14 protein-coding genes and 1 tRNA gene are annotated in these 12,306 nt (G+C 67.7%); 8 read left to right on the plus strand and 7 right to left on the minus strand.

Features of this window, described 5'->3' with window-relative positions; translation table 11 throughout:
• Positions 1-49 precede the first annotated feature (49 nt).
• Positions 50-125, plus strand: a tRNA-Thr gene (locus TVD_RS00085).
• 28 nt (positions 126-153) lie between these two features.
• Here TVD_RS00085 and TVD_RS00090 read toward each other — a convergent pair.
• On the minus strand, positions 154-1,449 hold the full coding sequence (locus TVD_RS00090; RefSeq protein ID WP_019563036.1) for a DEAD/DEAH box helicase: 1,296 nt from the start codon (positions 1,447-1,449) through the stop codon (positions 154-156).
• Between the two features lie 115 nt (positions 1,450-1,564).
• Here TVD_RS00090 and trxA point away from each other — a divergent pair, with 115 nt between their 5' ends.
• The gene (gene trxA, locus TVD_RS00095; protein WP_012983830.1) at positions 1,565-1,891 is read left to right on the plus strand and encodes a thioredoxin TrxA; all 327 of its coding nucleotides are present in this window, start codon (positions 1,565-1,567) and stop codon (positions 1,889-1,891) included.
• Between the two features lie 189 nt (positions 1,892-2,080).
• Positions 2,081-3,340, plus strand: coding sequence for a transcription termination factor Rho (gene rho, locus TVD_RS00100; RefSeq protein ID WP_018168683.1), 1,260 nt, complete (start codon positions 2,081-2,083; stop codon positions 3,338-3,340).
• Positions 3,341-3,709: 369 nt separating this feature from the next.
• Here rho and TVD_RS00105 read toward each other — a convergent pair whose 3' ends face one another.
• The 5 genes from TVD_RS00105 to rph form a co-directional block, all read right to left on the minus strand.
• Positions 3,710-3,958 (minus strand): transcriptional antiterminator, Rof, encoded by a 249-nt coding sequence (locus tag TVD_RS00105; RefSeq protein ID WP_047250467.1) that lies wholly within the window; start codon positions 3,956-3,958, stop codon positions 3,710-3,712.
• A complete protein-coding gene (locus tag TVD_RS00110; RefSeq protein WP_018168681.1) occupies positions 3,955-4,149 on the minus strand; it encodes a CPXCG motif-containing cysteine-rich protein in 195 nt (64 codons plus the stop codon). Before TVD_RS00110 ends, TVD_RS00105 begins: the two co-directional genes overlap by 4 nt.
• Positions 4,149-5,417 carry a radical SAM family heme chaperone HemW gene (gene hemW / locus TVD_RS00115; RefSeq protein WP_047250468.1) on the minus strand — a complete coding sequence of 423 codons (1,269 nt, stop codon included), beginning with the start codon at positions 5,415-5,417 and terminating at the stop codon, positions 4,149-4,151. The genes TVD_RS00110 and hemW overlap by 1 nt, the downstream gene beginning before the upstream one ends.
• A gap of 186 nt (positions 5,418-5,603) precedes the next feature.
• On the minus strand, positions 5,604-6,227 hold the full coding sequence (gene rdgB / locus TVD_RS00120) for an RdgB/HAM1 family non-canonical purine NTP pyrophosphatase (protein ID WP_047250469.1): 624 nt from the start codon (positions 6,225-6,227) through the stop codon (positions 5,604-5,606).
• A gap of 7 nt (positions 6,228-6,234) precedes the next feature.
• Positions 6,235-6,954 (minus strand): ribonuclease PH, encoded by a 720-nt coding sequence (gene rph, locus TVD_RS00125; protein WP_019568919.1) that lies wholly within the window; start codon positions 6,952-6,954, stop codon positions 6,235-6,237.
• A gap of 121 nt (positions 6,955-7,075) precedes the next feature.
• Here rph and TVD_RS00130 point away from each other — a divergent pair, with 121 nt between their 5' ends.
• From TVD_RS00130 to TVD_RS00150, 5 genes are all read left to right on the plus strand, one after another.
• Positions 7,076-7,939: a YicC/YloC family endoribonuclease gene (locus TVD_RS00130; RefSeq protein ID WP_019572104.1), complete on the plus strand. Its 864-nt coding sequence runs from the start codon at positions 7,076-7,078 to the stop codon at positions 7,937-7,939.
• A gap of 4 nt (positions 7,940-7,943) precedes the next feature.
• The gene (locus TVD_RS00135; protein WP_019627684.1) at positions 7,944-8,162 is read left to right on the plus strand and encodes a DUF2835 family protein; all 219 of its coding nucleotides are present in this window, start codon (positions 7,944-7,946) and stop codon (positions 8,160-8,162) included.
• 142 nt (positions 8,163-8,304) lie between these two features.
• The gene (locus TVD_RS00140) at positions 8,305-8,736 is read left to right on the plus strand and encodes an Hsp20/alpha crystallin family protein (protein WP_018168675.1); all 432 of its coding nucleotides are present in this window, start codon (positions 8,305-8,307) and stop codon (positions 8,734-8,736) included.
• A 492-nt stretch (positions 8,737-9,228) separates the two neighbouring features.
• The gene (locus TVD_RS00145; RefSeq protein WP_047250470.1) at positions 9,229-10,134 is read left to right on the plus strand and encodes a DnaJ C-terminal domain-containing protein; all 906 of its coding nucleotides are present in this window, start codon (positions 9,229-9,231) and stop codon (positions 10,132-10,134) included.
• A 13-nt stretch (positions 10,135-10,147) separates the two neighbouring features.
• On the plus strand, positions 10,148-11,497 hold the full coding sequence (locus tag TVD_RS00150; protein WP_047250471.1) for a Do family serine endopeptidase: 1,350 nt from the start codon (positions 10,148-10,150) through the stop codon (positions 11,495-11,497).
• A 371-nt stretch (positions 11,498-11,868) separates the two neighbouring features.
• Here TVD_RS00150 and TVD_RS00155 read toward each other — a convergent pair whose 3' ends face one another.
• Positions 11,869-12,306 carry a molybdenum cofactor biosynthesis protein MoaE gene (locus tag TVD_RS00155; protein ID WP_018649571.1) on the minus strand — a complete coding sequence of 146 codons (438 nt, stop codon included), beginning with the start codon at positions 12,304-12,306 and terminating at the stop codon, positions 11,869-11,871.

Genomic DNA, 12,306 nt, shown 5'->3' on the forward strand with positions numbered 1-12,306 from the left:
GCTCGCCGGATTGTGGTCGGCACCGGCCCTCGCTATCATGTCGCGCTTCGCCGGTGTAGCTCAGTTGGTAGAGCAATCGATTCGTAATCGATAGGTCGGAGGTTCGACTCCTCTCGCCGGCACCATCTTTTTCTGTGGTTTTCCCGCCTCCGCTCAGCCCCGGTTGCCGCTGCGCTGCGGGCGGCTGCCTCCGGGGCGGCCGCCTCCGCCGGAGCGCGGGCCACCGCGGCGATCGTCGCGCGGCTTGCGCGGGCGCGGTTTCGGCTTGACCGCATCCTGGAACAGGCGTGCCGGGTCCACGCTCGCGGTGGGGATGCGCTCGCCCAGATAGCTCTCGATATCCGGCAGGTAGAAGGCCGAGTCCTCGCAGCCGAAGCTGATCGCGTCACCTTCGGCGCCCGCACGTGCGGTACGCCCGATACGGTGCACGTAGTCCTCGCCGGACTGCGGCAGATCGAAGTTGAAGACATGCGTGACCGCCGGGATGTGCAGCCCGCGGGCGGCCACGTCGGTCGCCACCAGGTAGGTGTATTCGCCAGCGGCGAAGTGTTCCAGCAGCTGCGAGCGCTTGTTCTGCGGCACGTCGCCGGACAGCAGCGCGGCCTTCTGGTCGTTCACGTTCAGCCAGTCGCAGACCTTCTCGGCGCCGTGCTTGGTGTTCACGAACACGATGGCGCGCTCCGGCTTGAGGTCGCGTGCGAGCCCGAGGAGCAGCGGGATCTTTTCGTCGTTGGCCGGGTAGTAGATCACCTGGCGCACGCGGTCGGCAGTCAGGGTCTCGGCCTCGACCTGGACCTTTTCCGGATTGTTCATGTGCTCGTACGCCAGCTCCATCACGCGGAAGGACAGCGTGGCGGAGAACAGCATCGACAGGCGTTCGCTGGCCGGCGCGCAGCCACGCATCAGAAAGCGCACATCCTTGATGAAGCCGAGATCGAACATGCGATCCGCCTCGTCCAGCACCACCACCTCCGTATGCTTGAGGCCGAAGACCTTCTGCTTGAAGTAGTCGATGATGCGTCCGGGCGTGCCGATCAGGATGTCGGCGCCGGCCTCCAGCTGTTCGCGCTGGCTGTCGTAGCCGGTGCCGCCGTAGGCCAGCGCGAGCTTCAGCCCGGTCTCGGCGCCCAGCGATTCGGCATCCTTGTGGATCTGGATCGCCAGTTCGCGGGTCGGGGCCAGGATCAGGGCGCGCACGTCCGTGGGCCGCCGGTTGGGCGAAGGCTGCTGGCGCAGCAGGCGGTTGAAGGTCGCGATCAGGAAGGCGGCCGTCTTGCCGGTCCCGGTCTGGGCCTGGCCGGCGACGTCGTGGCCGGCCAGCGCGATCGGCAGGGTCTGTGCCTGGATCGGGGTGCAGGTTTCGAAACCGGTGGCGCGGATGCCCGCCTGGACGGGTTCGGGCAGATCGAGCTGGTCGAAGCGGGGTGTGTCCTGCACGGTTTCGGTCATGGGGTTCCTCGGTTCCTGCGTATTACTTGAACTGTCCGGCGTTGATCGTCGATAGTAAGGGCCGTGCAGCCGGCGGTGCGGGCTGCTCCCCCAACCCAAGTCATGAGGGCTCGGAGTGAGCGACAAAATTGTGTACACATCGGACGCCGGTTTCGACGAGGACGTCCTGAAGGCGGATCAGCCGGTCCTGGTGGACTACTGGGCCGAGTGGTGCGGGCCCTGCAAGATGATCGCCCCCATTCTGGACGAAATCGCCGAAGAATACGCCGGCAAGGTCAAGGTCGCCAAGCTGAACATCGACGAGAACCCGTCCACGCCGCCGAAGTACGGCATCCGCGGGATCCCGACGCTGATGCTGTTCAAGAACGGCGATGTCGAGGCCACCAAGGTCGGTGCCCTGTCCAAGTCGCAGCTGACTGCGTTCCTGGATCAGCACCTGTAACACCCGGGCCTGGCGGTTAACCGCCAGGCCTCGCAGGCGCCCGGCTTCACCGGGGTTGCCCCGCGCCGCCGCCTCGCTTACCATCGAACCAGTTCGAGTGGCCGCCAGGCCATTCCCTGCCTCCTTCCAGTCAATCCGAGTGACCACCCCCGGTCGCCGATCATCCACGTTGAACACAGCATCCCACGCATGAATCTGACCGAATTGAAGCGGATGTCCGCTGCCGATCTCGTGGCCTTTGCCGAAGAAAAAGGCATCGAGAACATGTCCCGTGCCCGCAAGCAGGAGATCATCTTCGCCCTGCTCAAGGCTCACGCGAAGAGCGGCGAAGCCATCTTTGGCGACGGTGTCCTCGAGATCCTCTCCGACGGCTTCGGCTTTCTCCGCAGTGCCGACAGCTCCTATCAGGCCGGGCCGGACGACGTCTATGTCTCGCCCAGCCAGATCCGACGCTTCGGACTGCGCACCGGCGACACCATCTCCGGCAAGATCCGCCCGCCCAAGGACAACGAGCGCTACTTCGCGCTGTTGAAGGTCTCGGAGATCAACTTCGAGCCGCCGGAGAACGCCAAGCACAAGGTGCTGTTCGAGAACCTCACCCCGCTGCATGCCAACAAGCGCATGCGCATGGAGCGCGGCAATGGCTCCACCGAGGACATCACCGCGCGGATCATCGACATCGTCTCGCCGTTCGGCAAGGGCCAGCGCGGCCTGATCGTCTCCCCGCCCAAGGCGGGCAAGACGCTGATGCTGCAGAACATTGCCCAGAGCATCGCCGGCAACTACCCCGAGTGCTATCTGATCGTCCTGTTGATCGACGAGCGCCCGGAAGAGGTCACCGAGATGGACCGCATGGTCCAGGGCGAGGTCGTCTCCTCCACCTTCGACGAGCCGGCCCAGCGCCACGTGCAGGTCGCCGAGATGGTGATCGAGAAGGCCAAGCGCCTGGTCGAGCACAAGCGCGACGTGGTGATCCTGCTGGATTCCATCACCCGCCTGGCGCGCGCCTACAACACCGTCTCGCCCAGCTCCGGCAAGGTGCTCACCGGTGGTGTGGATGCCAACGCCCTGCATCGCCCGAAGCGCTTCTTCGGTGCCGCGCGCAACGTGGAAGAGGGCGGCAGCCTGACCATCATCGCCACCGCACTGGTCGAGACCGGGTCGAAGATGGACGAGGTGATCTACGAGGAGTTCAAGGGCACCGGCAACATGGAGCTCCAGCTGGAGCGCCGCATCGCGGAGAAGCGCATTTATCCTGCGATCAACGTGAACCGTTCCGGTACCCGCCGCGAGGAACTGCTGACCGCACCCGACGAGCTGCAAAAGCTCTGGATCCTGCGCAAATTCCTGCACGGCATGGACGACATCGAGGCCATGGAATTCCTGCTCGGCCGCATGCAGTCGTCCAAGACCAATTCCGAATTCTTCGACCAGATGAAGCGCAGCTGACAGGGGGCGGGCGCAGCCCGTCCCCTGTCAGCGCGAGCGCCAGCGAAGCGATCGCCCCACGCAGCCCCGGTCCCTTCTCCCGGGCTGGCGCTCCGAGCCCTCCTGGTTGCCCCGCAGAGGGTACGGAGCGCATAGAGAAGGCCCATTCTGGTCCAGCGGGATTGCAGGGCTGTTGATTCGCAGGGGATGGCAAGTTGCCGGAGCCCGGTTACGGGCGTACCCCAAAAGGGTCCACGCCTTCCGCGTTGTGCATGATCCAGCGGTGTCTACCGCCCCCGACAACCCCCTGCGCCTTTCTCCGCGTCCGCTGTGCCCTCTGTGGTGCGGCGATCAGACGAGCCACCTCGCCGGTCGCAGCCCGGATGGCGTTCAGCCCGGGATCGGCTCGAAGCTGATCAGCCGATCCAGGCGCCACCATTGCCGCCGGCCCTCGGCGTCACGCAGGATCAGGTATTCCGCGCTGCGCCGGGTGCGCAAGTCCAGCGGCCGCACGATCGCGATGCGGTCCATCTCCCCGCGGCGCCAGTGCGTGCGCAGGGACTGACCGCGCAGGATGGCCAGCTCCAGCTCGGAATAGCGCTCGCAGTCGATCGGGGTATACGGTGGCGCCGCGTTCACTCGCCCTCCCGCTGGGCAGCGACGCGCGGAATCTCCTCGTCGCCGGCATCCTCGCGGCGGAACACGATGGGGGCACAGCACACCGCGCAGTCCTCGACCCATTCGCGGTCATTGCTGACCATGTCCACCGTGATCTCGCCGGGCTCGCCGCACCAGGGGCAAGCGAAACCAACAAACTCGACGGGACGCATTATCGACCCTCCTCCCGGCCCGCGGGCCAGGCTATCGGCGTGGCGATCGAGTCCTGCGGAGTCCCTTCCGGAAGAAAACGCTCCAGCACGTCATTGAGAAACGCCAGGCCCCGTTCCGTGGCCTGCAGGCGCTCCGTATCCGCCGCCAGCAGCCCGTCCGCGCGCAGTTCGGAAAGCGCCGGCTCGAGCGCCGCCAGCGGCAGGCCGCAATGCGCCTCGAAGCTCGCGGCCGGAACCCCTTCCACCAGTCGCAGCGCGTTCAGCATGAACTCGAAGGGGCGCTCCGCCGTCGGCACGGTCTGATCGTTGTGCTGCAGCGGCCCGGCGAGATAGGCCTCCGGCTGGCGCGGCTTCACCCGCCGCAGGATCGTGCCATCGTGCACCTGCGTCAGCTTGCCGTGGGCCCCGGCGCCAATGCCGAGATAGTCGCCGAAGGTCCAGTAATTGCAGTTGTGGCGACATTCCTGCCCCGCGCGTGCATAGGCGGATATCTCGTATCGAGTATAGCCAGCCGCCGCCAGATGGGACTGGCCGCGGGTGAACAATTCCTCGATTGTGACGTCCTCCGGCAGTTCGGGTGGGCGCGCCGCGAACAGGGTGTTCGGCTCGAGGGTCAGCTGATACCAGGAGATGTGCCCCGGGTCCTGGTCGATGGCCGCTTGCAGGTCCGCCAGCCCGGCCGCCACCGACTGACCCGGCAGGCCGAACATCAGATCCAGATTGATCGCCTCGAAGCCGGCGGCCCGGGCATGTTCCACCGCGTCGCGGGCCTCGGTGGCGCCGTGGATGCGGCCCAGCCGGGCGAGCATCGCATCGTCGAAGCTCTGGACACCCAGCGACAGCCGATTGACCCCGGCCTCGCGGTAGCCGCGAAAGTAGGCGCGATCGGCGGTGCCAGGGTTGGCCTCCAGGGTCACCTCGCAGTCCGGGCGCAGCGGCAGCCGGGCACGCAGACCGGACATGAGAGCGTCCAGCGCCTCCGGCGGGAACAGGCTCGGGGTCCCGCCACCGATGAACACACTCTCCAGCCGCCGCCCCCATACATCCGGGAGCTGGCCCTCCAGATCCCGCAGCAGCGCCGCCACGTAGTCGTCGAACGGCGCCTCGCCGCGGGGCTCGTGGGAGTTGAAGTCGCAGTACGGGCACTTGCGCACGCACCAGGGCAGGTGCACGTACAGCGCCAGTGGCGGCGGGTGAGTCAGGGCGGAGTTCATGTGCGGAGCATAGGCGAGCCCCCGGGTGGCGTCGAAAGCACCCAGTCCCGTCATTGCGGCCTCCGACGCCTGGGTTTTCGCGCCGATCGCCACGGCGCTTCGCGCCTCGCGATGACGGTGCTTTTGTCCCCGTCGTTGAACGGCCGCAGGCCGAGCGCAGCGAGTAGCCGCCCGACGACACCCCGGCGCATGTTCGGGCCCGCATCGGGGCCAGGCCCGGGAGCCAGGCAGGACCGGGTGTCAGGCCGGCGCGTGGCCCATACGGTTGCGCAGGCTGGCCACGAGCTGTTGCAGGGCCTGGCCGCGGTGGCTCAGGCGGTTCTTGGTCGCCGGGTCCAGTTCGGCCGAGGTGCAGCCTTCCTCCGGAACGAAGAACAACGGGTCGTAGCCGAAGCCCTCGGCGCCGCTGGCCTGCTCGGCGATGCGTCCGGGCCATACGCCCTCGGCGATGATCGGGGCCGGGTCGTCGGCGTGTTCCAGGTACACCACCACGGCGCGGAAACGCGCACCCCGCTGTTCCGGTGGCACGCCTTGCAATGCCTCCATCAGCCGCGCGTTGTTGGCGGCATCGTCGGCGTCCGTACCGGCGTAGCGCGAGGAGTAGATCCCCGGCTGGCCGCGCAGGGCCTCCACCTCCAGCCCGGAGTCGTCGGCGATCGCTGGCAGCCCGGTATGCCGGGCGGCGTTGCGCGCCTTCAGGATGGCGTTCTCCACGAACGTCAGGCCGGTCTCTTCGGCCTCCGGCACGCCATGCTCCGATTGCGGCTCGACCGCGAGGCCCAGCGGCTCCAGCAGGGTGCGGATCTCGCGCAGCTTGCCGGGGTTGCCGGTGGCCAGCACCACGCGCCGCGGTTCGCCGGTCATGCCCGGATCAGCCTTCGGCCAGAACGGCGCGTTGGGCGTCGCAGATCTCGCGGATGCCCTTCTCGCCCAGATCCAGCATCTGGTCCAGCTCGTCGCGGCGGAAGGCGTGGCCCTCGGCCGTGCCCTGGATCTCGATCACCCCGCCGGCCTCGTTCATCACCAGGTTCAGGTCGGTCTCGGCCTGGGAGTCCTCGTCGTAATCGAGGTCCAGCACCGGCGTGCCATTGAAGATGCCCACGGAGACCGCTGCCAGGTGTCCGTGCAGCGGGTCCTTGCGGATCAGGCCCTGTTCGCGTGCCTTGCGGATGGCATCGCGCAGCGCGACGTAGGCCCCGCTAATCGCGGCTGTGCGGGTGCCGCCATCGGCCTGGATCACGTCGCAGTCGACGATGATCTGGCGTTCGCCGAGGGCCTCGAGATCAACCGCGGCACGCAGCGAGCGGCCGATCAGGCGCTGGATCTCCATGGTGCGACCGCCCAGCTTGCCCCGGGCGGCCTCGCGCACCATGCGCTCGTGGGTGGAGCGCGGCAGCATGCTGTATTCGGCGGTGACCCAGCCGCGGCCCTTGTTCTTCAACCACGGCGGCACGCGCGACTCCACCGTGGCGTTGCACAGCACGCGCGTGTCCCCGAATTCCACCAGTACGGAACCCTCCGCGTGACGGGTGAAATGGCGGGTAAAACGCACGGCGCGCATCGCGTCGGCTGCTCGGCCACTGGGTCGCATGCTGTGATCCTTGCTAGATTTGAGAGGGGCGCAGTATACGGGCCATGAGTGTAGTGCGTCGCCCAGTGGGGTAACGCACTACACTCATGCCTTGCGCAGCAGGGACCGCAACGGGGGAATAATGATTACCAGCATGACCGGATTTTCCCGGCACGCCATCACCCTGGACGGGGGCGTGTTCGACTGGGAGCTCAAGAGCGTCAATCACCGCTACCTGGAGCTGCGGATCCACCTGCCGGATCACCTGCGCTCGCTGGAGGCCGAGGTGCGTAAGCGCCTCAAGGGCCACTTGGCACGCGGCAAGGTGGACGTGGTGCTGCGCGACCGGGGCCAGGCGGACAACGCCCCGGAGGCCTTCGATCAGGAGCGCGCGCAGGCGCTGATCGATGCCTGCGCGGCGATCGAGCGAAGGATGCGCAATCCGGCCCCGGTCTCGCCGCTGGACGTGCTGAGCTGGCCCGGCGTCCTGCAGGGCGCCTCGGATGCCGGCGAGGTCCTGGCGGAGCCGCTACTGGCCGGCTTCGACACCGCGCTGGAGGCCCTGGTCGCAATGCGTACGACGGAGGGGGCGGCCCTGGCCGATGGCATGCGCACGCGCCTGGAGGCCCTGGCGGAGCATGCCCGGACGGTCCACTCGCGGCGTCAGCCGATGCTCGACGAGCAGCGCGAACGCATCCTGGCGCGTATCCGCGAACTGGACCTGCACCTGGACCCGAAACGCCTGGAACAGGAGGTCGCGTTGCTGGCCCAGCGCATGGATATTGCCGAGGAGCTGGATCGCATCGACGGTCACGTGGCGGCCGTGCGCGAGATCCTGGACCAGGGCGGGCCCAGCGGTCGGCGGCTCGACTTCCTGATGCAGGAGTTCAACCGCGAGGCCAACACCATCTCCTCCAAGTCGCACGATCTGGAGATCACGCGTGCCACAGTGGAAATGAAGGTCCTGATCGAGCAGCTGCGCGAGCAGGTGCAAAACCTGGAATAACGCGATGCGCCGGTTTCGCCTGCGCCTGGCGATCTCGCGCCAGGAGATGGAGGACTACTACACTGGCCGCGCCGCAGTGGTCTTTGCGCAGGCCGACAGCGGCGAAAGCGTGCAATTCCCGGCGCGGCTGCTGCGCAGCCATCTGGATCAGCGCGGCGTGCATGGCGTGTTCGAACTGATTACCGGCGATGACTACAAGCTGAGGGAGTTTCGCCGTGTGTAAGGGAGGCGTTCATCAGCCTGCACAATCGGCGCGAGTGCCGGCCAGTACAGTGAGCGCCGTCTCTCTCAGGCCCTTGAAAACGCGGGAAGTGTCCCCTAACTGTAAGGGTGAGTCAGATGACACCCACACAGGAGGGAATGCCATGACCATGACCCGCTACGAACCGTTCAGCCTGCTCGGTCAACTGTCGCGCGAACTCGGTCGCATGCCGGACATGCCCGGCGCCGAGGACTCTTCCGCGACCTCAGACTGGGCCCCCGCGGTAGATATCCGCGAAGAGACCGATGCCTACGTGCTGCATGCCGATATCCCCGGGGTAGACCCGAAGGACATCGAACTGAACATGGAGAATGGCGTGTTGACCCTGCGCGGCGAGCGCAAGCACGAAAGCGAGGAAGAGAAGGATGGCTACAAGCGCATCGAACGCGTGCGTGGCACGTTCTTCCGCCGCTTCTCGCTGCCGGATACGGCGGATGCCGAAAACATCTCCGCGCGCAGCGAGAACGGCGTGCTGGAGGTGCGCATCCCGAAGCAGGCCCGCGTGCAGCCGCGCCGGATCCAGATCGAGAACTGATCCGGCCTCACGTGCCCGGTGGGGATGCTCGCCCACCGGGCGAGACACGGGCGCTGCCCCGGGTTCCACCCGCGGTGGCGCCCGTTTTTTTGAACCTTGGGAGGCACGGATCTTTTTCTGCGGCTCCTGTCTCCCGGGGTGACAGCCGCATCCCGGCTATCATGGGCTAGGGAAACACTGATCAATGTACACACTCGCGTTGGTACCCCAGGTTTTCCGAGACAAGGCGCGGCGTGCAGCGGGTAGTGGTTCTACCCGCAAGCGGCGCAACGCAGGATCGGGGAACCTGGGGTACCAACCCCGAAGGGGCTCGGCCGCTTTTGCGCGCGCACGGCGTTGCGGCTCCCTTGTGCAGAGTGACTGCACGGCAGTCGCCGCGCCTTGTTCGCACGCAAAAGCGACTCGAGCGCGAGCGTGTACATTGATCAGTGTTTCCCTAGGCGGGATCCGGGTGTCACCCGAGGACGCAGCCGCAATCGCTCGAGGAAAGCAATGGAATACAAGGACTACTACAAGATCCTCGGTGTGAGCCGCGACGCCAGTCAGGACGAGATCAAGAAGTCCTATCGCAAGCTGGCGCGCAAGTACCACCCGGATGTCAGCAAGGACCCGGACGCCGAGACCCGCATCAAGGAGGTCAACGAGGCCTACGAGGCCCTGGGCGACGCGGAAAAGCGCAAGGCCTATGACCAGCTGGGCTCTAACTGGCGCCAGGGACAGGACTTTCGTCCGCCGCCCGGCTGGGACGGCCGGGCGCAATACGGCGGTGCCCGTGGGGGCGCCGATGCCGGCGGCTTCTCGGATTTCTTCGACTCGATCTTCGGCGGTGGCGGCATGGGTGGGGGGCGTCGCCGTGGCGGCGCCGGCTTCAACATGCGCGGCGCCGACCGCGAGGGGCGCGTGGACATCAGCCTGGATCAGGCGCTCAAGGGCACCGAGGTCTCGGTTCAGGATGCCGAGGGCCGGGTGCAGCGCGTGCGCATCCCCGCCGGGGCCAAGGATGGCTCGCGCCTGCGGGTGCGCGGCCAGGGCGACCCGGGCGTTGGCAGTGGTGGCGCCGGCGACCTGCTGCTGGAGATCCGGGTCAAGCCAGATAACCGCTACACGCTGGACGGTCGCAACCTCTACCGCGACATCCCGATCACCCCGTGGGAGGCCGCGCTGGGCGCGACGATCGAGGTGCCCACGCCGCATGGCTGGGTCAACCTGAAGGTCCCGGCCGGTACCCAGTCGGGCAAGCAGATGCGCCTGAAGGGCAAGGGACTGCCGGGCAAGCCACCGGGTGATCTCTACCTGAAGCTGCTGGTGCAGGTTCCGCCGGAGGACGAGGCCGGTGACTGGTACCGCAAGATGGCCAAGGAGTCGTCCTTCGCCCCGCGCGCCAACCTGGCGCCCTGATCGAGGATCGCCCATGCGTCGGCTGGTTCCCCTTCTGATCCTGGCCCTGGCCCTGCTCGGGGCCGCATCGGCCGCCGCCCAGCTCCCGGCCGCGGTGGACGGTGAGCCCCTGCCCTCCCTGGCGCCGATGCTCGAGCGCACCATCCCCGGAGTGGTGAACATTGCCACCCGCGCGCGGGTCGTGGAGTCGGTCAGCCCACTGTTCGACGACCCCTTCTTCCGCCGGTTCTTCGATGTCCCCGAGCGTTCGCGTGAACGGGAACGCCAGGGTCTGGGCTCCGGCGTGATCGTGGACGCCAAGGCCGGCACCATCCTGACCAACAGCCACGTGATCGCGCGCGCCGACGCGATCCTGGTCACGCTCTTCGATGGCCGCCAGTACGAGGCCGAGGTGGTGGGCACCGACCCGGCCACCGACGTCGCCGTGATCCGCATCGACGCGGAGGACCTGCAGGCGATCCCGCTGGCGGATTCCGACGCCCTGCGCGTGGGCGACTTCGTGGTCGCCATCGGCAACCCCTTCGGTCTCGGTCAGACGGTGACCAGCGGCATCGTCAGTGCCCTGGGCCGCAGCGGGCTGGGCGGCGACGGCTTCGAGGACTTCATCCAGACGGATGCCTCCATCAACCCTGGCAACTCCGGCGGGGCGCTGGTCAACCTGCGTGGCGAGCTGGTCGGAATCAATACCGCCATTCTCGCGCGCGGCGGGGGCAACATTGGTATCGGCTTCGCGATCCCCGCCAACATGGCCAGCCAGATTCGCGACCATTTGCTGGCGGAGGGTCGCGTCGAACGCGGCGCGCTGGGCGTGGAGATGCAGGACCTGACCCCGGCGCTGGCCCGGGCCTTTGAGTTGGATATTTCCCAGGGCGCCGTGATCACGCGCGTGGTGCGTGGATCCGCGGCCGAACGCGCCGGCCTCCAGAGCGGAGATATCGTGCTGCGGGCGGACGACCAGCCGGTGCGCAGCGCCGCCGACCTGCGCAACCGGCTTGGCCTGCTGCGCGCCGGTTCCGATGTGCGCCTGGATGTCCTGCGTGACGGGGCCGAACAGCGGATCGTCGCCCGCCTGGATCGCCCCGAAGAGCGGCGCATCGAGGGCGCGGCCGTGCATCCGCGGCTGGAAGGTGTTCGCTTGTCCGAGGCCACCGGGCGTGACGGTGGCAGTCGCGTGGCGGTGATCGCGGTGGAGCCCGGCACCCCGGGGGCGCGCGCCGGCCTGCGCGCGGGCGACGTGCTGCTGGCCATCAACCGCCAGCGCATCCAGCGCCTGTCCGACCTGCCGCAACAACTGGCCGCACACCAGACCCTGGAGCTGCAACTGCGTCGCGGCAACCAGACCCTCTTCCTCACCCTGCGCTGAGGACCGGCCGTGTTCCATTGCGCCCAAGGTCGCGCGCAACTCCGTCACCCGGCGCACCCCCGTGTCCACTGTTAAGCCGGCCTTATCCTCCGGCCCACCCCGTCATCCCGGCCGGAGCGGAGCGGAGAGCCGGGATCTCCCGCGCTGGAGCCTCCGCGGACGCCCGGCTCATCTCCGGCGGTGGCGATCCCGGATAACCGCTGTGCGGTTTCCGGGATGACGATGTGGGGGCGGCCGGAATGCCCCATGTCCTGAGCTGGGCCCCGTGGGAGCCTGCTTGCAGGCGAAGCTCCTGCCAAAGTCGGACGCGGGCAGGGGCATTCGCCTGCAAGCAGGCTCCTACAAGGGGGGGGGCGAACAGCGGGTGGCGTTCAGAAACCCGGGGTGTTTTTCTCCACCCAGCGGTCGGTGCCGTCGGCCAGGGTCTCGCGTTTCCAGAACGGGGCCTCGTGCTTCAGGCGTTCGAGGATGTCACTGCAGGCGTCGCGGGCGGCGATGCGGTGGGCGGACCAGGTGGCCACCAGCACCAGGGCATCGCCGGGACGCACATCGCCGACGCGGTGGGCCACATGGCAGCCCAGCAGCGGCCAGCGCGCCTCGGCCTCGGCGACGATGCGCTCCAGCTCGCGCTCGGTCATCCCCGGATAGTGCTCCAGGAACAGGCCGGTCACGTCCTCGTCTTCGTTGAAGTCGCGCATGCGGCCGACGAACACGCTGGCCGCGCCGCGGGCGTTCGCCGGGATGGCCTGTTCGGCCTGGCGGACGACCTCCCAGGGATCGAAATCGCCGGTATAGATCTCGACCGCCAC

Origin of the sequence: Thioalkalivibrio versutus (assembly GCF_001020955.1) — a bacterium.
Taxonomy (GTDB): domain Bacteria; phylum Pseudomonadota; class Gammaproteobacteria; order Ectothiorhodospirales; family Ectothiorhodospiraceae; genus Thioalkalivibrio; species Thioalkalivibrio versutus.